Origin of the sequence: Rhodococcus sp. NPDC056506, from assembly GCF_042794945.1 — a bacterium.
Lineage (GTDB): Bacteria > Actinomycetota > Actinomycetes > Mycobacteriales > Mycobacteriaceae > Rhodococcus_F.
Window position 1 is genome coordinate 47211 of the sequence record NZ_JBHTSW010000017.1, and the last position, 25770, is coordinate 72980.

Here is a 25770-nt window from a genome sequence, read left to right on the forward strand (position 1 = left end):
TACTGCCTAGAACTTGCCGTAGGGCCTAGGACTTGCCGCCCGACGATTCGCCATGATTGCCCGGATTGTCATCGTTGGCAGTGGCTGCATCACCGGTAGAGGAATCCGAGGAACTCTCGGCTCGGCCGTAAGGCGACGACATCCCGCTACCCGATACCGGGTCATCCAACGAAGGAACCGCCTTCCTGCTGGTCAGCGCACTGACCAGCAGGAGGACGGCACCTGCTACACAAATCGCGATACATGCCCACGCCCAGATCAGCGACCCTGTGGTCAGGGCAACGATCAGAAGCGCGAAGCCAACTCCCGCGAGAACCAACGTCACGACCAGCACGTATCAACCTTTGTCCGGTCCGATAGCTGAGCCGACGGGGCGCTCTCGGTCAGCTGTTTCCCTTGGCGAAAGACGGACTGTAGGAATCCTGTCCACCGTCGACCGGAACGGCCGAGCCACGCTGTTCGAGCTCTTCGAGCTGCGATTCCAGGTAGGACTTCAGGCGCACCCGGTACTCACGTTCGAACGTCTTGAGCTGCTCGATACGGCCCTCGAGGACCGAACGCTGCTGGTTGATGGTCGCCATGATTTCGGTGTGCTTCTTCTCGGCGTCCGCCTTGAGAGCGTCTGCCTTCTCCTGAGCCTGGCGAAGCTGGGTCTCGGAGCGAGTCTGAGCGTCGGTGAGCATTGCCTCCGACTTGTTGCGCGCATCCGCGATCATGCCGTCGGCCTTGCTGCGAGCTTCGCTCATGAGCTGCTCGGAGTTGGTGCGAGCACTGCCGAGCAGCTGCTCGGACTCGGTCTTGGCATCGTTGGTGAGGCGATCCGCCATCTCCTGAGCCAGTCCGAGGACCTTTGCGGCCTGCATGTGGGTGTCGCCACTCTGCGGCGCTGCGACGGCAGCGGCGGCGGGAACCGGAGCTGCAACGGGTGCAGGCTTGGGCGGTTCGACGACCCGAGCGGGCTCTGGCTTGGGCTGCGCTGCGACGGGTGCTGCCTGCTGAGCAGGTGCCGGCGACTTCTTGGCAGCCGCGAGCTCCTGATCCAGCTCACCTACGCGCTGGCGCAGGTCCGCATTCTCTTCGATGAGCTGCGACAGCGCCTGTTCGACGAGGTCGAGGAATGCGTCGACCTCGTCCTCGTTGTAGCCACGCTTGCCGATAGGCGGCTTGCTGAACGCAACGTTGTGCACGTCAGCTGGAGTCAGTTGCGGCATGGAAGGATCCCTTCACGCGTCATTTGGCGGTCTAGCAAGCATTCAGTTGCAACACAGTCTACGTAGTGGCGAACCACCATATGAGTTATGGGTTCCATTCTGGCACACCACACACTCGGACTGCGCTCAGCGAACAACCGACATCAGGATGATGACGATGAAAAGCAAGACCATGATGGATAGATCCAAGCGAACTCCACCGAGGTTGATCGGGGGGATCAACCTGCGGAGCAGTTTCACCGGAGGATCGGTGATCGTAAAAATGGTTTCGAGAATGACTGCGACCAATCCGGTCGGTCGCCAATCTCTGGCAAACGAACGAACGAACTCGACGATCACTCTGCCGATCAGCAACAGCCAGAAGACAACCAGCACCAGATAGATCACAGAGAGAAGCGCGTCCACACCCTCACTCTGCCTGACTTCTGCGTTGTGTCCAAAACAGACACACCGCAGCAATTCCGGAACCGGTCCGCATCGAGTCCGTCTTGTAACGGCCGGCGATGGGTCCGAATGCGGCGCCCGCCGAGACGGGCCGCCGTTCGAATGTGCTCACGTCACCCCTGCTCAGGGGCCGGACTGCGGTCGAGACCATCATTTCTGGCTGTAGAAACCCGTCTCGGCGATCCGACGACGTTCCTCAGCGGAAACGTCGATGTCAGCCGGTGAGAGAAGAAACACTTTGGTGGCTACCTTGTCGAAAGAACCACGCAATGCGAACGCCAGGCCGGCCGCGAAATCGACCAGACGCTTCGCGTCGGCGTTGCTCATGTCGACCAGATCCATGATGACGGGCGTGCCGTCGCGGAAACGCTCTCCGATGGTGCGGGCCTCTGCGTAGCTCTGCGGACGCAGTGTCGTGATCTTGGCGAGCGGGCCGCCGTCGTCGACAACCGGCGCACGTCGCGCTTCGGGTCGCTCGGCGCGCGCGTCGACCGCAAGGTTGCCGCGGCTGGCCGGACGCGGCGCCATCGCCGGGCGGCTACTGCGACTGGGAACGGTGTCGACGCGGGGCCGGGAATCGTAACGATCGAACTCCGCGTCCTCTTCGTCACGACGACTGGGCGCGTAGCTCGCCTTCGAGAAGGCAGGTTCGACGAACTCGCGGTCGTCGCGCTCGGCATAGCCGTCGTGACTACGACGGGGTGCGCGGCGAGCCTGATCGGGCTCCTCCACGTATTCGTCCTCGTAGTCATCGAGGGGAACCATGCCGAAGTAAGCCTTGAACTTATGCAGGTTGCTCATTGATCGACCTTCCTTGGCGCGGCGGAATCAATCCGACTGCGACCGGTCGCAGCGGTGTGGACGGGTTGGGCGATCACCTGAGCGATCACCTCGAGATTACTGGTCGTGAGCCGAGCAGTGCGGTTCCGACACGCACGCACGTGGAACCGTGGCGCACTGCAGCCTCCAGATCGCCGGTCATACCGGCGGAGAGTTCGGTTGCCCGTGGATGCGATTCGAGAATCAAAAGATGTGCCCTGCGGAGGATTTCGAACTGCTCGTCCGGATTTGATCCAAGTGGCGGGACGGCCATCAGTCCCGCGAATTCGAGACCTTCGGCTGATTCGATCCGCTCGGCAAGAGGGGTTAACTCCCCCGTCGGAACTCCGCCACGCGCAGGGTCTCCGTCGAGACTTACCTGGATGAGCACCCGCAGCGGCGCCTTGCGCTCGCCGTCGGACAAAGCGCCGAGCGCCGCCCGATCGAGTGCATCAGCCAACCGCGCACTGTCAACCGAGTGAATTGCGTAGGCCCACTTCGCTACCGACCGAGCTTTGTTGCGCTGCAACTGCCCGATCATGTGCCAGCGAACCGGATCGTCGATCGCACCGCTGCGAGCAGCGCCGTCGAAATCCGCGACCTTCTCCACTGCTTCCTGCTCACGAGACTCACCGAATTCACGGCAGCCAAGTTCGTACAGGATTCGGGCGTCGGACGCCGGAAAGAACTTGGTAACTGGCAGCAGTGCGACGTCGGAAACTTCGCGACCGGCAGCAAGGCACGCGGCGGCCAGTCTCGCCCTCACCGAGTCGAGTGCCGTCGATATTTCTGTCAGCCGCATTTCCGTCTGTCGCATTTTGTGCCTAGACGTTTTCCTGCGCTGCGGGCGCTTCCATCCAGATCACTGCAGCTTGACGTCCGGTCAGTGATTCTCGGCGATGACTGAACAGCGCGCGGTCCTCGATCGTGCATCGCGGGTCCTCGGCGACACCGGACACACCCGCGGCGAGCAACTGCTTACGCAATCCCGCACGCAGATCGAGTCCCGGGGTGCCCTTCTCGGTGCGAGTTGCGCTGCCCGGCAAGTGCTTTTCCACGTCGGCACGCATCGCGGCGGGAACCTCGTACTGGCGTCCGCTCGCCGCCGGACCGAGGAAGGCGCCGATACGCGAGACGTCCGCGCCCTGTCGCACCATCTCCGCGAGGACGCGCGGGACGATACCGATGCGGGCACCGATCCGTCCGGCATGAACGGCCGCGATGACACCGGCCTCCTCGTCGGAAAGAAGTACAGGAACACAGTCTGCGCTGAGAGTGGCGAGCGCCAGGCCGGGAACGGTGGTGACGAGAGCATCCGTCACCGGAACGACCTCGTCGGTCGGTTCCGTCACGACAGTGACGTTGCGCGAATGGATTTGTTCCATCCACACGAGATGGTCAGGCTCGACGCCTATTTCGCGTGCCAGACGACGGCGATTCGCATCGACGGCTGCCGGATCGTCTCCGACGTGATCGCCGAGATTGAACGACTCGAACGGCGACGCGGAAACACCACCGGCTCGGCTGGTCACGACGCGGCGAATGCGGGTGCGGGTGGTCGACTTTTCGGTACTCAAGATAAGTGTGCTCACAAACGTCGAAAGTTGTCGTCCGGCTCAGACGTGACCGGACATCCAGTCAAGAACAGGGTACCCAGAAATTCCGGGCACCCTGTTCTCGAAACTGTTTGTAGCCCTACGTCAGCGACGCATGAAGACGGGCACATCGACGTCGTCGTCGCCCTCGTCTTCCTGGACCGGTGCGTGGCGTGGGCCACCGATCGGAGGCAAGCTGCCCGAACCGATGGTCTCGCGCGCTGCGGAAATCGGCTGCTCGCCAGCAGGTTCGGCGGCAACAGGTGACCGGCCGACCTCACCTGCACGCCCGGCGCCGATCGCTCCACGTCCCTGCGCGGTCGACTCCACGGGACGACGAGCCGGAGCTCCACCGTCGAATCCCGCAGCGATGACCGTCACACGAACCTCGTCACCGAGCGAATCGTCGATGACCGTTCCGAAGATGATGTTGGCGTCGATGTGGGCAGCTTCCTGCACCAGCGACGCCGCCTCGTTGATCTCGAAGAGGCCGAGATCGCTGCCACCGGCGATCGAGAGCAGAACGCCGCGGGCGCCTTCCATCGATGCTTCGAGGAGAGGCGAATTGATCGCGGATTCCGCCGCCTTGATCGCGCGCCCCTCACCACGTGAGGAACCGATGCCCATCAACGCACTGCCGGCGCCGGACATGACACCCTTGACGTCCGCGAAGTCGACGTTGATCAGACCCGGGGTGGTGATGAGGTCGGTGATGCCCTGGACGCCGTTGAGGAGTACCTCGTCGGCGCTGCGGAACGCGTCCATCAGGCTGACTGCGGCATCACCCAACTGAAGCAGGCGATCGTTGGGAATGACGATCAGCGTGTCGCAGGACTCGCGGAGCGCCTGAATTCCGGTGTCCGCCTGTCCCCCACGACGCTTGCCCTCGAAGGAGAACGGTCGTGTCACGACACCGACGGTGAGTGCGCCCAGCTTCCGGGCGATGCTTGCCACGACAGGGGCACCACCGGTTCCGGTGCCACCACCCTCGCCTGCGGTCACGAACACCATGTCGGCGCCCTTGATGACCTCTTCGATCTCGTCCTTGTGATCTTCGGCTGCCTTGCGACCCACTTCAGGATCAGCACCGGCGCCGAGGCCACGGGTCAATTCACGACCGACGTCGAGCTTGACGTCGGCGTCACTCATCAGAAGGGCTTGCGCGTCCGTGTTGACCGCGATGAACTCGACTCCCTTGAGTCCTTGTTCGATCATGCGGTTGACTGCGTTCACGCCGCCGCCGCCGATGCCGACGACCTTGATTACGGCGAGGTAGTTGTGCGGGGGCGTCATCGGCTCTCGCCTTCCGTGTCGTGTTTCACGCTGCTTGTCAGTGCTGCTGTCTTTTTACTGCTGCTGTGTTTGCTGCTGCTGTTGTTCGAGATAAACTCTAAACCTCAACCACAGGGTTAGAGTTATGTCAAGTATTCGATCTGAAACGAAACGCTATGCACCGTCGTCGCGTTCCGCCATTAGGCGCGCCGAGACACACCGAAGTATTTGCCACGCACTGACGCACGAGCGCACCGCGCGCTATCGCACCGTCGGAAGATCGGGACTGGACACGTCGTACGTCTGCCCCGGCTGGGTCAACAGCGGAAGCGTCACGGCAGCCTTACGATCCGAGTGCTCGACACCGCCCCAGTTTACGACGCGACCGTCGAGCAGGGTCAGCGAGACACTCGAAATCGACCGAGCGGCAACCTCTCCCACCTGAAACCTCAGATCCGGCGGCAACACCGACAACACCTCGAGAGCTGCGAGCGTGGGCTCGTCGTTCCACCCGGGTGTCGGTGTCACCAGACGCGGAACCCCAGGCGGTGGGACGCCCATCTCGAAGTCGACGCCCTTCTCGTCCAGCAGGTGTGCGCCCTCGGGTGAGTCGACGAAGACAACCGGTACCCGCTCGGTGACCGTGACGCGGATGGTCGACGGATACATCCGCTGCACCCGGGCCGAGGCCACCTTCGGAATCGTCGCGACACGTGCGGCGGCTGCGCCGGTATCGACCCGCATCAACGGCTGACCGGTCGGTACGGCCAGCAGTGAAAGGATCTGTTCCTCACTGACGGTCGTAGCACCGAGAACTTCGGTGCCCCGGACCGAGAGCACCGGAGACAACCAGGCCGTCAGCGCAATTCCCACCACCAGCACGATTGCCAGCGGTGCCATGATCAGCGGTCGCTTGAACCACTTACGAGTCGGTGTGGGTTCGGGAGCCGGCTCCGTCGACCGCGTCGAGTATCGCGATTCGGTGCGAGTGCTGCGCCGACGCGTGCTGGTGGCTCGTCTGGCTTGAGGATCTCGACGCCCCCGCCGACTTCGTGCGTCGGGTGTCATCGCGGCGCGGGATGCGGCGCCGAACGCAAAGCATCGAGGATCTGTTTGCCGAGCATGGTCACATCACCGGCACCCATCGTGATGACGATGTCGCCCGGGTGAGCCAACGCCGCGACCTGCTTCGGCGCCTGGGACAGATCAGGTTGATAGTGAACAGGTTTGGTGACCGATTGAGCGACCAGCGCACCGCTGACGCCCGGCATCGGCTCTTCGCGAGCGCCGTAGACGTCGAGAACGACGACCTCGTCGGCCAAGTCCAGTGCCTGCGCGAACTCCTCGGCAAACGCGGCTGTGCGCGAATAGAGGTGAGGTTGGAATACCACGATTACGCGTCCGGCTGCCGAATTGGTCGACGACGAATCATCTTCCGGTCGAACCAGATCCGCGGCCGCGCCGAGGACCGCGCGAACTTCGGTCGGATGGTGGGCGTAGTCGTCGAACACCCGAACACCACGCTCGCGCCCGGTGAACTGGAACCGGCGGTGGACGCCACCGAATCCGGCGAGCCCTTCGACGATTTCCTCCGTCTCGGCGCCGGCGTCACGGGCGGCCAGCAGGGCGGCCAGCGCGTTGAGCGCCATGTGCCGACCCGGCACTGCCATCCGCACGGTTCGCGCAGCGCTCTCCCCCGCCAGGTGGAATTGCAGGACTCCCCCGACGTCGTGGGCGTGGAAGCCCAGTAGTCGGACTCCGACCTCGACACCGTCGACAGGCTCGAAGGCAGTGCCCGCCTCCACTTCCTGCGCATCCGCGGACCCGTAACCGAGCACCCGGATGTCCGAACGACCCGAGGCCACGATTCGCTTCGCGAGATCCGCCGATCCCGGATCGTCGAGGCAGACAATCAGGAGTCCGCCCGGGCGTAGCTTGTCGACAAAATCGTCGAACACCTGCACATACGCTTCGACGCTGCCGAAGTAGTCGAGGTGATCGGCCTCGATGTTGGTCACGACGATGACGTTGGGGTCGTACTGCAGGAGCGACCCGTCACTTTCGTCCGCCTCGGCGACAAAGACGTCACCGCTGCCGTGATGGGCATTCGTTCCCGCTTCGTTGAGTTCGCCACCAACGGCAAACGAGGGGTCGAAACCACAGTGCTGCAGGGCGACCACGAGCATCGAAGTCGTCGACGTCTTGCCGTGTGTACCCGAAACCAGGAAGGTGCGATTGCCCTGCATCAGTGATGCAAGAACGGCCGGCCGAAGGATCACCGGGATTCCGCGGCGAGCGGCCTCGACGAGTTCCGGGTTGTCCTTCGGGATGGCTGCGTGGGTCGTGACGACGACGGTCGGCCCGCCTGGCAGCAAGTCGAGAGCATCGGCGTCATGACCGATCCGGACCTGTGCCCCGCGTGCACGAAGCGCCAGGACTCCGCGGCTCTCCTTCGCGTCCGAACCCGAGACGAGGCCTCCGCGGGAAAGCAGAATTCGCGCGATGCCGGACATGCCGGCACCGCCGATTCCGACCATGTGTACTCGCTCGAGGTGGGCGGGCAGCGCGGTCATCGGTTTCCCCTTGCGTTTTCCTGGACGGCGTTTTCCTTTGCCGCGATGTCGAGCACGATCCGTGCGATCTCGGTTGCCGCCGTACGGTGTCCGACGTTGGCAGCGCCACTGCTCATCTTGTCGAGGCGCGCGCTGTCACTCAGCATCGGGACGACGGTACCGGCGACAAACGTCGGCGTGAGGTCGTTGTCGGAGACGATGATCGCGCCGCCTGCTGCGACAACGGGTTTCGCGTTGAGCTCCTGCTCACCGTTGCCGTGCGGCAGCGGAACGTAAACGGCCGGAAGCCCGACCGCCGAGACCTCGGCGACCGTCATCGCACCAGAACGACAGATGGTCGCGTCGGCTGCCGCATACGCGAGGTCCATCCGCGAAAGATAAGGAACAGCCACGTACGGTGCCGTCTCCGAGTACTGCGTGACCTCGAGGGAGTTCTTGGGTCCGTGTGCGTGCAACACCGAGATCCCCGCTTTCGCGAGTTCCTGGGCAGCGCCGGAGACCGCGTCGTTGAGCGACTTCGCGCCCTGCGATCCGCCGAAGACAAGTAGAACGGGACCGTCCTGTGGCAGTCCGAAGTACTCGCGCGCTTGCGAACGAAGTCCCGCTCGATCGAAATTGGCGATCGACGCCCGGACCGGAATGCCGACGATCTCGGCGTCCTGATCGCCCCGGTTCTTCACACCCGACCCCGGAACGGCGGCAAGCACGCGCGTCGCCAGGCGAGCACCGATCTTGTTCGCGATTCCGGCACTGGCGTTCGCTTCGTGGATGACGATCGGAATCTTGCGTCGGCGCCGAAGAACACCACCACGGGCGGCAAGGTACGCCGGAAGCGCGACGTAGCCACCGAAGCCGACGATCACGTCGGCGTCGACGGAATCGAGTACCTCGCGGGTCTTGCGCACCGACGCGAGGATGCGTGTCGGCAGTTTGACGAGATCCATCGTGGGCTTACGAGGAAGCGGAACCGGCGGAATGAGCTCGAGCGTGTAGCCGCGGGCAGGCACCAAGGTGGTTTCGAGACCACGCGCAGTTCCGAGTGCCGTGATCCTGGTGTCGGGCGCAGCGGCCTTGACCGCGTCCGCGACCGCAAGAGCGGGTTCGATGTGACCAGCCGTGCCTCCCCCTGCCACCACTACCGACAGAGCCGATTTGTTGCCGCTCACCTACGAATTCCTCGCTCTCGAACTTCTCGTGGATCTTGTGCCCTACGTGTCGGCGCCTGCCGACGCTGACCATTCTGCCCTCCCGCGGTGCGCTTCCGTGACCCAGCGGCCGCACCGCGGGTGGAATCCGCGGTAGTACGAGCGCCTTGATCTGCCCGCTTGCGTCGATCACCCGTCTCGATCGCACGCCGGCCGTCGCGTCCGCGAGCCGGTTCGATCTGCCGCGTGGGCTTCGGTCGACGGATCGGCCGACCCCCTGACGGTGGGTGGTACAGCACCGGCTTGGGGAGTCTGAGCAACTTCGAGATCTTGCCGTCCTGCCCGGAATTCAGAGCGGCAACCGCTTCGGGCTCGTGGCGAGCAGCATTGGCGATGACACCGAACATGAACAGTGTGATCGCCAAGGACGAACCACCGGCGGAGACCAAGGGCAACTGGAGTCCGGTCACCGGCAGCAGTCCGATGACGTAGCCGATGTTGATCATTGCCTGGCCGACGATCCAGGTAGTTGCGGTGGCCGAGAGGAGCCGCCAGAACGGATCGATGCTGCGGGCTGCGATGCGCAATCCCGTGTAGACGAATACGGCGAACAACCCGATCACGACCGCACAGCCGACAAATCCCAGCTCTTCGCCGATGATCGCGAAGATGAAGTCGTTGTGAGCGTTGGGTAGGTAGTTCCATTTGGCGACGCTCTGCCCGAGTCCGCGTCCGAGCAAGCCTCCGTCGGCGAGGGAATACAGAGCCTGCTTGGCCTGGTAGTTGTTGCCCTGCAGGTCATCGCTCTTGTTGAAGAAGGCCTGAACTCGATCGGAACGATAACCGGCCGTCATGGCCAGCACGCCTGCCACGACAACGCCCGTCACAGCGATCGAGCCGAAGAGCTTCAGTGGCAGCCCACCGAACCACAGCAAGGCCCCGACGATGATTCCCAATGCGATGGTCGTACTGAGGTTCGGTTGCGCGACGACCAGCGCGAAGACCAGCATCGCGGCGGGTACGAGCGGAATCAGGATCGACTTCACGGATCGGTCGTCCGCTCGCCTCGAGGCCAACAGATGGGCGCCCCAGATCGCCAGTGCGACCTTCATGATTTCCGAGGGCTGCACCGAGAATCCGCCGACGTTGAACCAGCGACGCGCGCCCTGCGCTTCGGTGCCGATTCCCGGAATCAGGACGAGTACCAGCATGATCAGCACGACGACGAACAGCGGAAACGAATACTGCCGGAGCACTCTCGCCGGAATCCGCAGCGCGACGTAGAAGAGCACCGCCCCGAGAATCGCGAAGATCAACTGCTGGGTGAACAACGAATATGCCGAGCCGCCGGACACGTACTGCTCGACGCTCGACGCCGACAGAACCATCACGAGCCCCAAGACAGTCAACATCGTGGCAATCGTCACCACCAGGTGGAACGACGCCAACGGCCGCGCCAACCAGGCACCGATTCGGGTCTTGGGACCCTTGGTCATCGCAGGTTCCCGGCTTCGCCAGGCGAATCTGTATACGGATCGGGCAGCTCGGCTACTGCGGCGGCGAAGCTGTCACCGCGATGCCCGTAACTGACAAACATGTCCAAGGACGCGGCGGCCGGCGCGAGTACGACGGCGTCACCTGGGGAGGCCAATTCGGCAGCTTCGACTACCACTGCAGCCATGACGGCATCCGCGTCGGCACCCGACGGCAGCCGGATGGTGAGAGTCGAGTTGCTGCTGTTTTCGCTCACCACTGCATCGTCCCCCGACATCACGTGCACCACGGGAACATCGGGCGCGTGTCGCGCGAGCGCGTCCTCGATCACACCAGCGTCACGGCCGAGAAGGACAGCGCCGGAGAGTCTCGGGCCGACTTCGCTCACCAACTGGTCGACGCTTGCTCCCTTGAGTAGACCGCCTGCAACCCAGACGACGCGATCGTGCGCGAGTATCGACGGTCTGGCCGCGTGCGGATTGGTGGCCTTGGAATCGTCGATGTACACAACGGACCCGACACGGCCGACCAGCGCCCCGCGGTGTGGGCCGACCTTGTGTGCGGCCAGTCCGCGCTCGACGACGCCTGCGTCGAATCCGAGTGCCCGTGCCAAGGCGGCAGCGGCCAGCGCGTCCATGACGCCCGCCGGACCGGCCGGATCTATGGACGCCGCTTCGGCCAAGCGGACGTGATCGCCGAACGCATTGTCGACGAGGTATCCCCCGTCGACACCCAGTTCTCCTTCGCCTGGTTCACCCAATCTGAACCCGGCGACTTTGTCTGCAGTGGCGCGAGTTCCCAACTCGGACGCGATTGCGTCATCGAGGCCGACCACCGCGACCTTTCCGCTCAATGCCCGCGACTTGGCCTCGGCGTACGCACTCATTCCGCCGTGCCAGTCGAGGTGATCCTCGGCGACGTTGAGGACCACGCCGGCATCCGGACGTACCGAAGGCGCCCAGTGCAGTTGGAACGAGGACAGTTCGACAGCGAGGTACTCCACGCGCGGCGACGTCTCGGCGAGCGCGTCGAGAATCGGCAGTCCGATGTTCCCGCAGGCTCGGCCGACAACTCCGGCGGCGTCGAGAATCGAGGCGAGCATCGACGTCGTCGTGGTCTTGCCGTTGGTCCCCGTCACGACGAGCCACTTGCGCGGCGCGCCGAAGTGCCCGCTGTGGTCGACGCGCCAGGAGAACTCGACGTCTCCCCAGATGGGAATCCCGTGACCGGCGGCGGCTGCCAGGATCGGTGCATCCGGACGAAAGCCGGGACTGGTGACAACGAGCCCGTAGTCGGTGATCGAATCCGGGGCATCCTCGATCGAGGTGGTGGTCACCATGTCCGCGCCGAGTTCGGCGCAGCGCTCCGCGAAGTCCAGGGTCGAATCGGCAACCGTCACGACAGCGCCGAGTGCGACAAGAGGCTCGATGGTGGCTTGACCGGATACCCGCCCACCGGCGACCAGCACTCGCGTACCGCGGAGCCAGGACAGATCGTTCTCGGAATCCGCTGAGCTGGTCATGGTTTTCAGCCTCCGAGCGCTGCGAGGTATTCGCTGTAGAAGAGTGCCAATCCGATTGCCGACGCGATAGCCGCCAGCAACCAGAATCTGATGATCACCGTGGTTTCAGCCCACCCGGCCAGTTCGAAGTGGTGATGGAACGGTGCCATTCGGAACACCCGCCGTCGGCTGGACCGGAACACCGCTACCTGGATCACCACCGACGCGGCCTCCGCGACGAACAGTGCGCCGATGACAACCATCAGCAGTTCCGTGCTGGTGGTGATCGACAACCCGGCGAGCATGCCGCCGAGGGCAAGAGAACCGGTGTCGCCCATGAAGATCTTGGCGGGTGCGGCGTTCCACCACAGGAAGCCGATGCACGCGCCGGCGCCGGCCGCGCAGAGCACCGCAAGATCGAGTGGATCGCGGACGTCGTAGCAGCCCTTGCCGGGGTTGGTCTCACACGAGTAGCGGAACTGCCAGAACGTGATGATGACGTAGGCACCGAGAACGAAACTCATCGCTCCTGCGGCCAGACCGTCCAGGCCGTCGGTCAGGTTGACGGCATTGGACCAGGCACTGACCAGTAGGTAGCAGAACGCGATGAAGACCACGGAACCGAGAGAGACGGTGGCGATGTCACGAACGTACGACAGATGAACACTGCCCGGAGTCAGCCCGTCGTCACCGCGGAACTGAAGGGCCAAGATACCGAAGGCAATTGCTGCGACGAACTGTCCGACCAGCTTCGCTGTCTTGTTCAGTCCGAGATTGCGCTGCTTGCGGATCTTGATGAAGTCGTCGAGGAAACCGACTCCGCCGAGAGCGGTGGTCAGACCCAGAACGAGGAGCCCGGACGCCGATGGCCCCTCCGCGTTGTCCATGCCGAGACCGATGAGGTGCGAGCCGAGATAGCCGGCCCAGATTCCGGTCAGGATCGCGACGCCGCCCATGGTGGGGGTGCCGCGCTTGGCCTGGTGACTGGCCGGACCTTCGGTTCGGATCTCCTGCCCGAAACCTTGTTTCGAGAACGCCTTGATCAGGATCGGCGTGAGCATGATGGAGACCGCGAGCGCGATGCCTGCGGCGAGAAGAATCTGGATCACTGCGAATCCCCGCTGTTCTCGCCGTCAGTGTTCTCGTCACCAGTGATGTTCTCGCTACCGGTGTTCTCGCCGTCGCCGCCGGGCGTTGCGGCCAGAATCGCTTCGGCGACCGTCCACAGTTCAACCGACTTGGACGCCTTCACCAGTACGAGATCGCCGGGTTCGAGTTCTGCTTCGAGGATGGCAATTGCCGCAGCTGCGTCGGGCACGACGACGGACTCGTCACCCCACGACCCCTCCATCACCGCTCCTTGATGCATCGCACGTGAGGTGCGGCCCGTTCCGACGACGATCAACTTGCTGACGTCGAGCCTGACGGCAAGGCGACCGATCGCGTCGTGCTCGACCACCGACTCCGGCCCGAGTTCACCCATCTCACCGAGCACAGCCCAGCTACGACGCCCGAAGTGCCGATCCGATCGTGCCATGGACACCAACGCTTTGAGGGCGGCGCGCATGGAATCGGGATTGGCGTTGTAACTGTCGTTGACAACGGTGACGCCGTCGGCGCGCTCGGTAACTTCCATTCGCCTCGCGGACGCTGCCTTCGTGCCCTCGAGGACACGCGCGATGTCTTCAACCGCGAGGCCGTTCTCGAGCGCGACAGCCGCAGCGGCAAGAGCATTGCTCACGTGATGTTCGCCGTGGACGGCCAGGCGAATACGTGCCGAACCCTGCGAACAGTTCAGCGTGAAGGAAGCCCGGGCCTGATCGTCGACGACCACGTCGGTCGCCCGAACGTCGCAGTCTTCCGACTGGCCGACGAATACGATCCGGGCTTTGGTCCGGCTCGCCATTGCGGCGACCATGCGGTCGTCGGCATTGAGGACCGCGACTCCACCGTCAGCTGCCGACGGGAGTGCTTCCACCAGTTCACCTTTGGCGACAGCGATCGCTTCACGCGAACCGAATTCACCGAGGTGAGCGGTACCGACGTTGAGAACGACGCCGATCTTCGGCGGCGCAATCTCGGTCAGCTCGCCGACGTGGCCGACCCCGCGTGCCGACATCTCGAGGACCAGGAAACGAGTCTTCGCGTCCGCGCGGAGGACCGTCCACGGCAAACCCAGTTCGTTGTTGAACGATCCGGGCGGCGCAACCACCTCACCGCGCTCACGCAACAGCGCTGCAATCAGGTCCTTGGTCGAGGTCTTGCCCGCAGAACCGGTGACACCGACCAGCGTCAGCCCACCATCAGTTGCTGTTCCGTCAGTTGCCAGTTCGTCGACGACTGCTCGGGCCACAAGACCGAGGGCGTGCAGGACTGCGGCCCCGGATCCGTCGGTGTCGTGTTCGAGCAGCATCACCGCACTGGGACCGTCGTTCGGCACCGAAGGAACGACGATCGCCGGCACTCCAACCGGCCGCGCCGCGAGTACCGCGACGGCGCCTGCCGCCACCGCAGCTTCCGCGTGATCATGGCCGTCGACACGTGCGCCGGGTAGTGCGAGGAAAAGCCCACCTGGACCGACCTTGCGCGAATCGAATTCGACGGTTCCAGTCACCTGCGTCGACGAATCGTCGACGTCGTGCAGGGTTCCTCCGACGATCTCGGCGATCCGAGAGAGCGTCATCGGGATCATTACTTGCCTCCATGTGCTGTGTTGATCGCGAATCGGCCGATCATTTCGCCCAACACCTCGCGGTCGTCGAACGGGTGTTTGACCCCGTCGATTTCTTGACCTACCTCGTGGCCTTTGCCTGCCACCAGGACGACATCTCCTGGCTGTGCCCACCGGACCGCTTGCTCGATCGCGGTCGCCCGGTCCCCCAGTTCACGAACCTCGCCGCGTTCGGATTCGGGCACGTCCATGGCGCCTTGCATCACCGAAGCACGAATCTTCGCCGGATCCTCGGTACGGGGGTTGTCGTCGGTGACGATCAGCAGGTCTGCACCTCGCGCACCCGCTTCGCCCATGAGAGTCCGTTTGCCGGCGTCGCGATCCCCGCCCGCACCGACCACCACGGCAACTCGGCCGGGAACCTGGTTGCGCAGCGTAGCGATCACCGCTTCGAGCGCTGCCGGCTTGTGCGCGTAGTCGACCACCGCGAGAAAGCTCTGTCCACGGTCAATCCGCTGAACTCGTCCGGGGACATCCACAGTGCCGAGCGCTCGAACAGCGGCGTCCGGGTCGAGGCCGGCAGCAAAACTGACGGTCAGCGCCAGCGCAGCGTTGGCCACGTTGTATCGCCCGGGGAGGCGAAGCGAGACCGGCCATGATTGTCCGTCGGGCCCGACCAACTCGAAAGTCTGTGAGCCGTCCTCGGCAACCTCGACTGCACCGACCTTCCATTCGGCCTCGGCCGTCGAGGTCGAGACCGTGGTCACTGCATCGCTCTCGTCGGTCGCGGCCAACTCGGCCATCCGTCGACCCCATACGTCGTCGACGCAGACGACGGCATGCTCGGCTCGCACCGTCGACTCGGGATCGAACAACCGAGCCTTGGCCTGGAAGTACTCCTCGAAGTCCCGATGGAAATCGAGGTGGTCCTGCGAAAGATTGGTGAAAGCGCCGATGTCGAAGCGGATGCCGTCGACGCGTCCGAGAGCGAGCGCGTGACTGGACACCTCCATGACGACGGTGTCGATCCCCTGCTCCGCCATCACGGCGAACAGAGCATGCAGTTGTGGAGCTTCCGGCGTGGTCAGCGCGCTGGGGACCCGGCGGCCGTCGATGCGAGTCTCGATGGTGCCCACCAGGCCGGGCTTGCGGCCGGCTCCGGCAATCGCTGCTTCGAGCAGGTACGACGTCGTGGTCTTGCCGGACGTGCCGGTGATGCCGACGACCTGCATCTTCTCTGAAGGTCGGCCGTAGATTTCCGCTGAGATCTCGCCGAGCACATCCCGCGGATTCGGATGAACCAGAACGGGAACGGGACGGTCGGGTGCCTTGTCAGCGGCCTCGATCAATTCCAGGCCGGCCTCGTCGGTCAAGATCGCGGTCGCACCGCGCCCCAGAGCGTCGACGGCGAACTGAGCGCCGTGCGTCCTGGCACCGGGCAGAGCAGCGAAGAGGTCATCGGTCACGATTCCCTGCGCACGCAGGTCGACGCCCTTGACGACCACCTCCGGTGACTGTGATCCCGGTTGTCCGACCCATTCGAGGCGAGCCCCGGACAGTTCGGACAGCGCCGTGACCGCGGTAGCAACCGGTTGTGTCGGACGCGTCCCGGGAGCGCCGTCCGAGTTCGACGATTGCAAACGATTCGGCACTGTCACTCGACTCCTGGGAATTGTCGTTGGTCTACGGCGGTCGTTGGTCTGTCGTTGTTCTATGGCGATCGCAGCGCCAGCAAGGTTCGGCGCACTGCAATGAATGAGATTACTGCGGCGTTTGAGATTACCGTGTCCGGGATTAACCCGAAGACCGTGTCGGACCCCACACCCCGCAATCAGTCCGCCTGCAACACCAACTTGCGACCGGGGTCCGGCGACATCGGAACACTGTCACGCTGCAACATCCACGAGGCGATGTTGTGGAACAACGGCGCTGCCGATTGACCGCCGCCGCCGTCCACGCCGCGAACCGGGGCGTCGAGCATGATTCCGATCACGAATCTCGGGTTGTCCGCCGGCGCGATTCCCGCGAAGGTGATCCAGTAGTTGGAGTTGGAGTAGCACTTGCACGCGGGATCCACCTGCTGCGCGGTGCCCGTCTTGCCGCTGACCTGATATCCCTCGACGCCCGCGCCAACACCGGTTCCTCGTTGGTTACCCGTGTCTTCCTGCGTGACCGATCGGAACATGTCCCGAACCGTCGCGGCTGTCTGGGCGCTGACCACCTCGACGCCCTCGGGCTGCGGCGTCTCGGTTCGAGCGCCGGAAGAATCGACAGTCGACTTCACGATCCGCGGAGGAATTCGCACACCGTCGTTGGCAATAGCCTGGTACATCCCCGTCATCTGCAGGGTTGTCATCGACAGACCCTGACCGATCGGCAAGTTCGCGAAGGTTCCGCCGGACCACTGGTCGCGGCTCGGAACGCTGCCCGCGCTCTCGCCGGGAAGTCCGACGTCGGTGCGTTGTCCGAGGCCGAACCTGTTCAGCATGTCTGCGTAGCGATCCTCGCCCACTCGCTGAGCGAGCATCAGCGTGCCGACGTTCGAGGACTTTCCGAACACACCGGTAGAGGTGTACGGAGCCACACCGTGATCCCACGCATCCTTGACCGTGGCGCCGGCCATCGTGATGCTGCCCGGCACCTGCAGAACTTCGTCCGGCGTTGTCTTACCGTCCTCGATGGCCGCTGCAGCGGTGACGATCTTGTTCACCGATCCGGGTTCGAACGGTGTGCTGACCGACGGATTGCCCATTTCGACTGTCGGCGCGTTCTTGTCGATGCCGATCGCGGGGTTGAAGGTACTGTCGTTGGACATCGCCAACACCTGCCCCGTCTTGGAGTCCATGACCACAACCGAAGCGTTCTTTGCGCCCGACTTGTCCTTGGCGATCTGAACCTGCTGCTGAACGTAGAACTGGAGATCCGAATCGATGGTCAGTTCGACGCCCGAACCGTTGACGGCCGGTTGCTTGTCACGCCAGCTACCGGGGATCACAGCCCCGTCCGAACCGCGGTCGTAGGTCTCGGATCCATCGGTTCCGGCGAGTGTGGAGTCCATCGAATCTTCGAGGCCGAGCAACCCGTGCCCGTCCCAACCGGTCGCGCCGACGAGATTCGCGGCCAGAGAGCCACCGGGGTACTCGCGGATGTCCTGACGCTCGAGCCCGACCTCCCGAAACTTGTCCGAGATCTCGGCTGCAACTGCCGGGTCCACGCTGCGCGCGAGGTAGGTGAAGGTCTCGTTGCTGTTCATTTTCTGAAGCAGATCTTTTTCCGGAACGGTATCGCCGAGCTTGGCGTGGATTCCGGCTGCGATCTCAGCGAGGCGATCGCTCACTTCCGGCGCCTGCTTGGCGCCCTCGACGCCCTGCTCGATGCTCTTGGCGCGCGCTTCCTCCAGTTCCTTGCGTACCCGCACCGGCTGGAAGGTCAGCGCCTTGGCTTCCATGGTGAACGCGAGAGGATTTCCGTTGCGGTCGGTAATCGAGCCGCGTACGGCGGGATCAACCTGCGTCGTGGTTCGTTGATTAGCGGATTCCGCGGCCAGACTCGGCGCATCGATGCCCTGAATCCACAAGAGCTGCAATGCCGCAACGGCGAGCGCACCACACATGGTGATACGACCGACTCGCTGGCGAAACGGGAAGGAGGCGGTAGCCGAGCGGCGCGGACGCCGACCGGGGTTGTTACGGGAGTTCTGACTCACCGACGTTCCTCAGGCGGAGCAGGCACCGCCGTCGTGGTGGCGGGTGCTGTCGTCGTGGGGATCACAGGAACCAATTGTTCACTCTGCGCGAGGTTTCGCGTGTTATTAGGAACGCTCGGCGTGGCTCCCGGGACTACCGGCGGCGTGGTGCGCGGTGGCGTCGAGGTCGGTGCGGGGACCGACGTGGGCGCATCGAGCGGTGGCATAGCTCCGGCAGTCGCGGGCGTCGGCGTTCCGACGACCTCGACCGAACCATCCGGATGCACCACCAGGCGTGCAGGATCCTTGGCCGGGACCATGCCGAGAGCGCTGGCCTGATTTGCCAACTCCGGAGCCGAGTTACGCGACTGGAAGTCACGTTCGAGCGCTGCTTTCTGCTCGACCAAAGACTGGTTGTAAGCACGCGCATCACTGAGTTGGTACGAATCCTCGGCAGCGCGAGTGGTCAGCAGCAGGGTCACCGCAAGACCGATCGACAGCAGTCCGATGACGGAGGCCACGAACGGTACTCGTCCCTTGAGCATCGCTCGAGGAGAGATCGACGGGCCGGCAGCAGCGGCAGTTCCGGTCCGACCGGCCGCCCGTGCGGTGCGCTTCTCGTATGCGCGTTGCGCTGCACCGGATTTGCCCTGACCACTCATGCTCGCCTCCTGGAAATGCGTTCTGCGGCACGCAAACGCACCGGAGCTGATCGTGGGTTCTCTTCGATTTCCTGCTCGGACGCACGTTCTGCGCCACGGGTGAGAATGCGGAACTCCGGGCCCATTCCCGGCAACTCGACCGGCAGACCCTCAGGACTGGTGGACTTGGAGCGGGGAACCAACTCCGCCTTCACAACTCGATCCTCGAGCGACTGGTAGGACATGAACACCACTCGTCCACCGACTGCCAGTGCATCGAGCCCTGCAGGCACCGCTGCACGAAGCGAGTCCAACTCGGCATTGACTTCGATCCGCAGCGCTTGGAAGGTGCGCTTGGCCGGGTGTCCACCGGTACGTCGCGTGGCGGCCGGGATTGTCCGGTAGAGCAACTCGACCAGAGCTGCACTGGTGGTGAAAGGTTCACGCTCACGCTGCCGAAGGACCTCGGACGCAATCTTTCCGGCGAATCTCTCTTCGCCGTACGTGCTCAGAATGCGAGCAAGGTCGCCGTGGCTGTAGGTGTTGAGAACCTCTGCCGCGGTCAGCCCGACCGTCTGATCCATTCGCATGTCGAGAGGGGCATCGATCGAGTACGCAAAACCTCTGTCGGCTTCGTCCAGCTGCATCGACGACACACCCAGATCGAAGAGGATCGCGTGAACCGACTCCGTCGACGGCAGATCGGCCTGTTCGAGCGCGTCTTCGATCCCGTCATACGTGGTGTGCACGAACGTGGTTCGGTCTGCGAAGGGCGCCAGACGCTCGGAAGCGATACGGAGTGCATTGGTGTCGCGGTCGAGACCGATGAGATGAAGGCCCGGGTACTTGCCGAGGAAGAATTCGGAGTGGCCGCCGAGCCCCAACGTCGCATCGATCATGTAGGCGCCCGCACCACCGTCACCGACAGCTGTGATGGCAGGGCCGAGAAGGTCGTCGGCGCGATGCAGAAGTACAGGGACGTGTGCGAAGCCATCGGCATCCGAGGGTTCGTTCACCTCGTGATCCACCATGATTGCTCCGGCTCCTACTTTCATGATTTCCGATGACTTTTCGAAAAGTTGCTGACTTTCCGAGAAGGCGATGACTGTTCGAGAAGGCGAATGCTTCGAGGTCCCTGCCCGAAGGAGAACCTGGCGCTGGGGAAGTGCGTCAGGGTCTTTCCGGGCAGAGGCCTCGCGGCATTCGCCGGGGGCTCTTCGCCTAGACGATCTCGCTGAGAGATTCGCCTGTTGCCTGCGAATAGTCCTCTTCGTTGTCTCCGAGATACCTCTCCCAGGCTGCTAGATCCCAGATCTCGAGGTAATCGACGGAGCCGGTCACTACGCATTCCTTCGACAGGTTTGCGTAACGCCGATGATCAGCCGAGAGGGTGATTCGCCCCTGGGCATCGGCGTGCTGTTCATCTGTGCCGGCGGCCAGGGCACGTACATACGCCCGAGCTGCCGGATCATTGCGTGGAGCTGCCGCTGCCTTTCGAGCGAGCTTGACGAACTCGTCCCGGGGGTAGATGGCGAGGCTGTGATCTTGACTCTTGGTGATCATCAATCCTCCTGCCAGTTCGTCTCGGAACTTTGCCGGCAACGTGAGCCGACCTTTGTCGTCGAGCTTCGGCGTGAAGGTACCGAGGAACACTCGACACCTCCTGCGAGCTTGCGCTGAAACCCTCCCTATCGAGCGGATCGTGCTTCAGCTCTCCGCCCGAACCCACAGTACCCCACTTTCCCCCACAAACAAGGAGCACATGGTCCCTATTCAGCATCATTTGCTGATAAATAGCAGGTCAGCGCAGGTGGGGAGACGTGGGGGAAATTTGCAACCGTGTCCCGGCCCACACCACCGTCATATCGACGCTTCACGCCACGATTTGCCGCTCCCCCAGATAAAATCGCAGTACAAACACGGTTTTCGAATAGACGTGAGCGGGGCGAGATCTGGTCGTGCGTTGCAGTTCGACCAGGGTGGAGGAAAGTGGAGGGCCGGGTGGAGCGAAGTGGAGGATGCCCCTGGGCACGTCTACGGGAGGCCAAGGTGGCGAGTGATTCGCTCGCGCGTCACTGATTCGCCGGCAACCCCGCCAGCGCGCACGACAACACCCACACCAACGCGTGTGGCGGTCGGCAACCTTGGTTGCCGACCGCCACACGTGTGGTCGTTCGTGCCCCGCAAAGGGCGACATGTCCGAACTGCATCACTCTCGAAGTACGCCCCGAAGGAGGGCAGGAGAGCTAGTCCTGCTCGAACCTGCGTTTGAATCGATCTTCCATCCGCGACGAGAATCCACCGCCGGACTTCCGGCCGCGTCCCCGTCCGGAACCACCGGCGGTACCCCTACCCGGCGGACCGGACGGATGATTGCCGCCTTCGGAAGCGGGGTCGGCAGATGCTGCGGACTTACGTCCACCACCCCAGAGGAACAAAACCCCTGCGCCGAACATGAACAAGAAACCGAACAGGCTGATGATCGGAAAACCGCCCGGCTTGAGCGGGAGGGCAACCCCCGCGATCAGCAGGACCAGACCCAGCACGAATAGAGCCGCTGCTTGGAATCGCCGTCTACTCGACGGCGCCCGCATACGGCCGCCCCTCACATTGGAGGCGAACTTGGGGTCTTCGGCATAGAGAGCGCTCTCGATCTGATCGAGCATGCGCTGCTCGTGCTCGGAGAGTGGCACGGTACCTCCCCCGGCACTGGAAGTTTGGCAACCACCTCACGGTGTGAGGCGGCGGGTAATCAACTTGGACGATTACCTGTTTTCATAATACGAGCAGTTTAGGTCTCGGACCACCAACTCCGGGTACGAGTTCCGCCACAAGCGTACGTATTCGTGCCGAAGGGCCCCGATTCGGCTCCATTTGCCCGCGCAGACCAGGATTTTCCCCGGAAACGACTGCCGGGACGGACCATTTGTTCACGACGCTTGCAAATGCGCGGACGTGTCCTGACCGATGAAATCTTCGACGGCTGTGAGAAAACGACCGACCTCGGCAAAAAATGCGTCGGAATCGGAGTCTGTGATCACGATCGACACACCGGTTTCGACGGCCGCACGCGTAGCAGACCACCCCGCGAAGAACTTCGACCACGCACCGAACGCGGGCGCCGCGGCGTCCATCAGGACCCACGCGTTTCCAGTTCGCTTACGCTTCGAGCCGGCACCGGCAGGGGCCGCCGCCAAGACCGCCCCGGCACCACGCAGCGCCGCCAGGTAAGCACACCGGAACCGGTCGGCAGGATCGCCTGCCCCGATCGCTTCCTCCAGAAGCGCATCGGCCTTCCGAAGCAGTCCCCATGCCACACCGGACTTTCCCACTTGAACACTGCCGTGGCTGGTGGCCGTCGCACCGAACGACCGCCGCGCCGACATCGGCAATCGAGAGATTGCGGCATCCGACGGACTCGACAACTCGACAGGAAGAGTTCGTACGGAATTCACACGTTCAGGCTTCACACGCTCGGACATCGGGGCACCTCCTGCACCGTAAGGATCCAAGACCAGGTGGGCCGGAGATGCCCGCTTCCCTTCGGGCATCTCCGGATCACCCACATCGAACATCTGTTCGACCTATTCAATATAACTGCACCCACCGACACGCCGTCAAGAGAAGAGGTGAGACCGGTCGACCCGCAGATCGCCTGGACACCACATACGGTCGACCTCGACCGCGAAGAATTCGCGAGTCGACTCCACGAGGCACTGGCCGTGTACGTCACAGCGATGGACTATCCGCGAGGAACCGAGTTCCATCGCGCACCGATGTGGCAGGAGCATGCGAACCGGCCCGGCTGGAAAGCCGTCGGCGCATTGGCAGTTCCCCAGCAACCGTCGCACGAAAATCTGCCACTGGTGGGGATCGCTTACGGGTATCGCGGGAGCCCGGATCAGTGGTGGCATCAGCAGGTACTGCACGGGCTTCGGCGCTCGGGTCGCCCCCAGAGCGAGATCGACGCGATTCTGAGCGACTACTTCGAACTCACCGAACTTCACGTGCATCCGAACGGACAAGGTCACCGGTTGGGCGAATCGCTCTTGCGCCACCTCCTCGCTGATCGACCCGAACGCAGTGTTCTGTTGTCGACCCCCGAGGTGTACGAAGAGGACAACCGTGCCTGGCGGCTGTACCGTCGCCTCGGCTTTCGTGACGTGCTCCGCAGATTTCGTTTCGCCGGCGACAACCGACCGTTCGCGGTCCTCGGCCGCGGACTGCCGCTGTGAGCGCACTTATCGACGCCGTCGTCGTCGGCTCCGGACACAACGCCCTCGTTTCGGCCGCCTACCTCGCACGCGAGGGTTGGTCGGTCGAGGTGCTCGAGAAGGACACGGTTCTCGGCGGCGCCGTCTCGACCGTCGAACGATTTCCCGGATACAAGGTGGACCGGGGGTCGTCGGCGCACCTCATGATTCGACACAGCGGCATCATCGAGGAGCTCGGACTCGCCGCGCACGGGCTGCGCTACATCGACTGTGACCCGTGGGCGTTCGCGCCGCCTGCGCCGGGCACCGACGGGCCGGGCATCGTGTTTCACCGCGACCTCGACGCAACCTGCCGGTCCATCGAACGAGCTTGCGGGACAAAGGACGCCGACTCGTATCGACGGTTCGTCGCAGTCTGGTCGGAGCGCAGTCGACACGTCATGAAAGCGTTTTCGGCGCCGCCCACGGGATCGAACCTGATCGGTGCGTTCGGAGGTCTCGCCACCGCACGCGGCAACAGCGAACTCTCGCGGCAGTTCCTCGCGCCTGGCGACGCACTGCTGGACGAGTATTTCGACAGCGAGGCGCTCAAGGCTGCATTGGCGTGGTTCGGCGCCCAGTCCGGGCCTCCGATGTCGGAACCGGGAACCGCTCCGATGGTCGGCTTCGCGGCCCTCATGCACGTCTTGCCTCCCGGGCGGGCAGTCGGCGGGAGCGGCGCGCTGAGTGCTGCGTTGGCCTCCCGCATGGCTGTCGACGGCGCCGCAATCTCACTCGGTGACGGTGTGGCGTCGATCCGCCCTAACTCGAATCACTGGACCGCCACGACCGAGAACGGTCGAGAGATTCACGCTCGCAAGGTAATTGCCGGGTGCCACATCCTCACCACGCTCGAACTCCTGGGCCGGGGCGGCTTCGACGGCGAGACGCTCGAACGATGGCGTCGCCGCATCAGGGTAGGCCCCGGTATCGGCGCGGTACTGCGACTGGCAACATCGGCGCTTCCGTCCTACCGCGGCGATGCCACGACGCCGGAAAGCACGTCGGGATTGCAATTGCTCGTTTCCGATCGCGCCCACTTGCGCGCTGCACACGGCGCAGCGCTGGCGGGGGAACTTCCTCCCCGCCCTGCGGTTCTCGGAATGAGTTTCAGCGGAATCGATCCCACGATCTCCCCGTCCGGCCGACATCAGGTGACACTGTGGTCACAGTGGCAACCGTATCGCCTCAGCGGACGTCGTGATTGGGCGTCGGTCGCGGAGGCGGAGGCCGACCGGATCGTCGGCGAGATGGAGGCCGCCGCGCCCGGATTCGCTGATTCCGTCCTCGACCGCTTCATTCAGACTCCCCGCGACATCGAGTCGGAATTGGGGATGATCGGTGGAAATGTCATGCACGTCGAGATGTCACTCGATCAGATGATGTTGTGGCGACCGCTTCCGGAACTGTCCGGGCATCGCGTTCCGGGAGCAGACGGGTTGTATCTGACCGGTGCGTCGACGCATCCCGGTGGTGGGGTGTCCGGAGCCAGTGGTCGCAGTGCCGCTCGAATCGCACTGTCGGACAGCCGCCGGGGTGCGACTGGTCGTTGGATGCGTCGTTCGAGCAGGTCGTGAAGGTCACCCGCCGAACTTCATCCGCCGACACGCCCCCGCCTCGATGACTGGCTACGCCACGGCTGGCACGATGACCACTGTGCAACAGTCCACCGATCCCGCCGCCAAGCCGACCAGTCGGAAACGTTTCCTGACGGTTGCCGCGCTCGCCCTCATGCTTGTTCCCTTGCTTGCCGGGTGCATCCGCGTGCAGGTGTCGATGGGAGTGTCCGCGAACGATCGTGTGACCGGACAGGTGGTAGCTGCTGCTATTCCGGCGAACGAGGCGGACAAGGGTCCGCAGCTGACCCCACCTTCGTCACTGGAGGACAAGATACGGGTTCAGGAGTACAAGAAGGACGGATACGTCGGCAGCCAGGCTTTCTTCAGCGATCTGTCCTTCGGTGACGTCGCCCAACTGGGCTCCATGTACGCCGAGGGGTCCGGGTCGTTCCAGATCACCCTCAAGCGATCCGGGGACACCGTCACACTCGACGGCAAGGCAGACCTGAAGACGGTTCCAACTCAGGGCGCCGACGTCCAGGTCAGCATCGCCTTCCCGGCACGGGTCGGCACGACCAACGGAACACGAGACGGCGATTCCCGGGTGTCGTGGACCTTGCCCGCCGGCGAGGTGTCCACGATGCGCGCCGAGGTCAACTACGCGGACCCCAGCACCCGAAGCTTCGCCGGGTGGGCAGGAATCATGGCCGGGCTGGCGCTCGGTGTCGCGATTATCGTCGGTGCGATGGCCTGGATGGCGCGCAATCGAGCACCGATCAAGCGCGCGCCCGCCGCGAAAGCACCGGCCATGAAGACGCCTGGCACGAAGCAAGCAGACAACAAGAATCCGAAGAACACCGCGAAGTAGCGTCTGGCGGTTGCCCACTCGATCGTTGTCGAGCGAGAC

25 protein-coding genes are annotated in these 25770 nt (G+C 63.7%); 4 read left to right on the forward strand and 21 right to left on the reverse strand.

Annotation, left to right across the window (positions count from 1 at the left end; all coding sequences use genetic code 11):
* Positions 1-25 precede the first annotated feature (25 nt).
* The 8 genes from ACFQ6H_RS15825 to ACFQ6H_RS15860 form a co-directional block, all read right to left on the reverse strand.
* Complete coding sequence (locus ACFQ6H_RS15825) at positions 26-334, reverse strand: hypothetical protein (protein WP_378647137.1); 309 nt, start codon at positions 332-334, stop codon at positions 26-28.
* Between the two features lie 49 nt (positions 335-383).
* The gene (locus ACFQ6H_RS15830) at positions 384-1211 is read right to left on the reverse strand and encodes a DivIVA domain-containing protein (RefSeq protein ID WP_003941722.1); all 828 of its coding nucleotides are present in this window, start codon (positions 1209-1211) and stop codon (positions 384-386) included.
* 126 nt (positions 1212-1337) lie between these two features.
* Positions 1338-1616: a YggT family protein gene (locus tag ACFQ6H_RS15835; protein ID WP_003941780.1), complete on the reverse strand. Its 279-nt coding sequence runs from the start codon at positions 1614-1616 to the stop codon at positions 1338-1340.
* Between the two features lie 189 nt (positions 1617-1805).
* Positions 1806-2456, reverse strand: a complete 651-nt coding sequence (locus ACFQ6H_RS15840; protein ID WP_003941752.1) for a cell division protein SepF — start codon at positions 2454-2456, stop codon at positions 1806-1808.
* A gap of 85 nt (positions 2457-2541) precedes the next feature.
* Positions 2542-3291, reverse strand: a complete 750-nt coding sequence (locus ACFQ6H_RS15845) for a YggS family pyridoxal phosphate-dependent enzyme (RefSeq protein WP_378647139.1) — start codon at positions 3289-3291, stop codon at positions 2542-2544.
* Positions 3292-3298: 7 nt separating this feature from the next.
* Entirely contained in the window at positions 3299-4066 is a 768-nt protein-coding gene (gene pgeF, locus ACFQ6H_RS15850) for a peptidoglycan editing factor PgeF (RefSeq protein WP_378647141.1), read from the reverse strand.
* Positions 4067-4174: 108 nt separating this feature from the next.
* A complete protein-coding gene (gene ftsZ, locus ACFQ6H_RS15855) occupies positions 4175-5362 on the reverse strand; it encodes a cell division protein FtsZ (RefSeq protein WP_230813510.1) in 1188 nt (395 codons plus the stop codon).
* A gap of 240 nt (positions 5363-5602) precedes the next feature.
* Positions 5603-6241 carry a cell division protein FtsQ/DivIB gene (locus ACFQ6H_RS15860; protein WP_378538904.1) on the reverse strand — a complete coding sequence of 213 codons (639 nt, stop codon included), beginning with the start codon at positions 6239-6241 and terminating at the stop codon, positions 5603-5605.
* Between ACFQ6H_RS15860 and ACFQ6H_RS15865 the strand changes: the two genes are divergently transcribed.
* Positions 6240-6368, forward strand: coding sequence for a hypothetical protein (locus ACFQ6H_RS15865; RefSeq protein WP_378647143.1), 129 nt, complete (start codon positions 6240-6242; stop codon positions 6366-6368). The genes ACFQ6H_RS15860 and ACFQ6H_RS15865 overlap by 2 nt on opposite strands.
* A gap of 37 nt (positions 6369-6405) precedes the next feature.
* Here ACFQ6H_RS15865 and murC read toward each other — a convergent pair whose 3' ends face one another.
* The 13 genes from murC to ACFQ6H_RS15930 form a co-directional block, all read right to left on the reverse strand.
* Positions 6406-7914 carry a UDP-N-acetylmuramate--L-alanine ligase gene (gene murC, locus ACFQ6H_RS15870; RefSeq protein WP_378448029.1) on the reverse strand — a complete coding sequence of 503 codons (1509 nt, stop codon included), beginning with the start codon at positions 7912-7914 and terminating at the stop codon, positions 6406-6408.
* Positions 7911-9080: an undecaprenyldiphospho-muramoylpentapeptide beta-N-acetylglucosaminyltransferase gene (gene murG / locus ACFQ6H_RS15875; protein WP_378448028.1), complete on the reverse strand. Its 1170-nt coding sequence runs from the start codon at positions 9078-9080 to the stop codon at positions 7911-7913. Before murG ends, murC begins: the two co-directional genes overlap by 4 nt.
* The gene (ftsW, locus tag ACFQ6H_RS15880) at positions 9077-10555 is read right to left on the reverse strand and encodes a putative lipid II flippase FtsW (protein WP_378647145.1); all 1479 of its coding nucleotides are present in this window, start codon (positions 10553-10555) and stop codon (positions 9077-9079) included. Before ftsW ends, murG begins: the two co-directional genes overlap by 4 nt.
* Positions 10552-12075 carry a UDP-N-acetylmuramoyl-L-alanine--D-glutamate ligase gene (gene murD, locus ACFQ6H_RS15885; RefSeq protein ID WP_378647147.1) on the reverse strand — a complete coding sequence of 508 codons (1524 nt, stop codon included), beginning with the start codon at positions 12073-12075 and terminating at the stop codon, positions 10552-10554. The genes ftsW and murD overlap by 4 nt, the downstream gene beginning before the upstream one ends.
* 5 nt (positions 12076-12080) lie before the next feature.
* Positions 12081-13163: a phospho-N-acetylmuramoyl-pentapeptide-transferase gene (gene mraY, locus ACFQ6H_RS15890; RefSeq protein WP_003941699.1), complete on the reverse strand. Its 1083-nt coding sequence runs from the start codon at positions 13161-13163 to the stop codon at positions 12081-12083.
* Positions 13160-14746 carry a UDP-N-acetylmuramoyl-tripeptide--D-alanyl-D-alanine ligase gene (murF, locus tag ACFQ6H_RS15895; RefSeq protein ID WP_378647149.1) on the reverse strand — a complete coding sequence of 529 codons (1587 nt, stop codon included), beginning with the start codon at positions 14744-14746 and terminating at the stop codon, positions 13160-13162. Before murF ends, mraY begins: the two co-directional genes overlap by 4 nt.
* Positions 14746-16377 (reverse strand): UDP-N-acetylmuramoyl-L-alanyl-D-glutamate--2,6-diaminopimelate ligase, encoded by a 1632-nt coding sequence (locus tag ACFQ6H_RS15900; protein WP_378647151.1) that lies wholly within the window; start codon positions 16375-16377, stop codon positions 14746-14748. Before ACFQ6H_RS15900 ends, murF begins: the two co-directional genes overlap by 1 nt.
* Before the next feature lie 179 nt (positions 16378-16556).
* Entirely contained in the window at positions 16557-18431 is a 1875-nt protein-coding gene (locus ACFQ6H_RS15905) for a peptidoglycan D,D-transpeptidase FtsI family protein (protein ID WP_378647153.1), read from the reverse strand.
* Positions 18428-19072, reverse strand: coding sequence for a hypothetical protein (locus ACFQ6H_RS15910; protein ID WP_378547129.1), 645 nt, complete (start codon positions 19070-19072; stop codon positions 18428-18430). Before ACFQ6H_RS15910 ends, ACFQ6H_RS15905 begins: the two co-directional genes overlap by 4 nt.
* Entirely contained in the window at positions 19069-20082 is a 1014-nt protein-coding gene (gene rsmH, locus ACFQ6H_RS15915; RefSeq protein WP_378647155.1) for a 16S rRNA (cytosine(1402)-N(4))-methyltransferase RsmH, read from the reverse strand. The genes ACFQ6H_RS15910 and rsmH overlap by 4 nt, the downstream gene beginning before the upstream one ends.
* A 190-nt stretch (positions 20083-20272) precedes the next feature.
* Positions 20273-20704: a division/cell wall cluster transcriptional repressor MraZ gene (gene mraZ, locus ACFQ6H_RS15920; protein ID WP_003941779.1), complete on the reverse strand. Its 432-nt coding sequence runs from the start codon at positions 20702-20704 to the stop codon at positions 20273-20275.
* A 593-nt stretch (positions 20705-21297) separates the two neighbouring features.
* Positions 21298-21744: a DUF3040 domain-containing protein gene (locus ACFQ6H_RS15925; RefSeq protein ID WP_378647157.1), complete on the reverse strand. Its 447-nt coding sequence runs from the start codon at positions 21742-21744 to the stop codon at positions 21298-21300.
* Positions 21745-21981: 237 nt separating this feature from the next.
* Positions 21982-22533 carry an SAV_6107 family HEPN domain-containing protein gene (locus tag ACFQ6H_RS15930; protein WP_378647159.1) on the reverse strand — a complete coding sequence of 184 codons (552 nt, stop codon included), beginning with the start codon at positions 22531-22533 and terminating at the stop codon, positions 21982-21984.
* Between the two features lie 147 nt (positions 22534-22680).
* On the opposite strand from ACFQ6H_RS15930, the gene ACFQ6H_RS15935 reads away from it, so the two are divergent.
* The 3 genes from ACFQ6H_RS15935 (at position 22681) to ACFQ6H_RS15945 (ending at position 25731) form a co-directional block, all read left to right on the forward strand.
* Positions 22681-23286 (forward strand): GNAT family N-acetyltransferase, encoded by a 606-nt coding sequence (locus tag ACFQ6H_RS15935; RefSeq protein ID WP_378636964.1) that lies wholly within the window; start codon positions 22681-22683, stop codon positions 23284-23286.
* Positions 23283-24881, forward strand: coding sequence for a phytoene desaturase family protein (locus ACFQ6H_RS15940; protein ID WP_378647161.1), 1599 nt, complete (start codon positions 23283-23285; stop codon positions 24879-24881). Before ACFQ6H_RS15935 ends, ACFQ6H_RS15940 begins: the two co-directional genes overlap by 4 nt.
* 70 nt (positions 24882-24951) lie before the next feature.
* On the forward strand, positions 24952-25731 hold the full coding sequence (locus ACFQ6H_RS15945; protein WP_378538825.1) for an LppM family (lipo)protein: 780 nt from the start codon (positions 24952-24954) through the stop codon (positions 25729-25731).
* Positions 25732-25770: the final 39 nt, after the last annotated feature.

Bases quoted from the DNA above. Each gene is read 5' to 3' on its own strand.
- ACFQ6H_RS15830 (WP_003941722.1), bottom strand. From the start codon at position 1,211: ATGCCGCAACTGACTCCAGCTGACGTGCACAACGTTGCGTTCAGCAAG.
- ACFQ6H_RS15840 (WP_003941752.1), bottom strand. From the start codon at position 2,456: ATGAGCAACCTGCATAAGTTCAAGGCTTACTTCGGCATGGTTCCCCTC.
- ACFQ6H_RS15845 (WP_378647139.1), bottom strand. From the start codon at position 3,291: ATGCGACAGACGGAAATGCGGCTGACAGAAATATCGACGGCACTCGAC.
- ftsZ (WP_230813510.1), bottom strand. From the start codon at position 5,362: ATGACGCCCCCGCACAACTACCTCGCCGTAATCAAGGTCGTCGGCATC.
- ACFQ6H_RS15865 (WP_378647143.1), top strand. From the start codon at position 6,240: ATGATCAGCGGTCGCTTGAACCACTTACGAGTCGGTGTGGGTTCGGGA.
- ACFQ6H_RS15860 (WP_378538904.1), bottom strand. From the start codon at position 6,241: ATGGCACCGCTGGCAATCGTGCTGGTGGTGGGAATTGCGCTGACGGCC.
- murC (WP_378448029.1), bottom strand. From the start codon at position 7,914: ATGACCGCGCTGCCCGCCCACCTCGAGCGAGTACACATGGTCGGAATC.
- ftsW (WP_378647145.1), bottom strand. From the start codon at position 10,555: ATGACCAAGGGTCCCAAGACCCGAATCGGTGCCTGGTTGGCGCGGCCG.
- murD (WP_378647147.1), bottom strand. From the start codon at position 12,075: ATGACCAGCTCAGCGGATTCCGAGAACGATCTGTCCTGGCTCCGCGGT.
- murF (WP_378647149.1), bottom strand. From the start codon at position 14,746: ATGATCCCGATGACGCTCTCTCGGATCGCCGAGATCGTCGGAGGAACC.
- ACFQ6H_RS15910 (WP_378547129.1), bottom strand. From the start codon at position 19,072: ATGAGTGGTCAGGGCAAATCCGGTGCAGCGCAACGCGCATACGAGAAG.
- rsmH (WP_378647155.1), bottom strand. From the start codon at position 20,082: ATGGTGGATCACGAGGTGAACGAACCCTCGGATGCCGATGGCTTCGCA.
- ACFQ6H_RS15930 (WP_378647159.1), bottom strand. From the start codon at position 22,533: ATGTCCGAGCGTGTGAAGCCTGAACGTGTGAATTCCGTACGAACTCTT.
- ACFQ6H_RS15945 (WP_378538825.1), top strand. From the start codon at position 24,952: ATGACCACTGTGCAACAGTCCACCGATCCCGCCGCCAAGCCGACCAGT.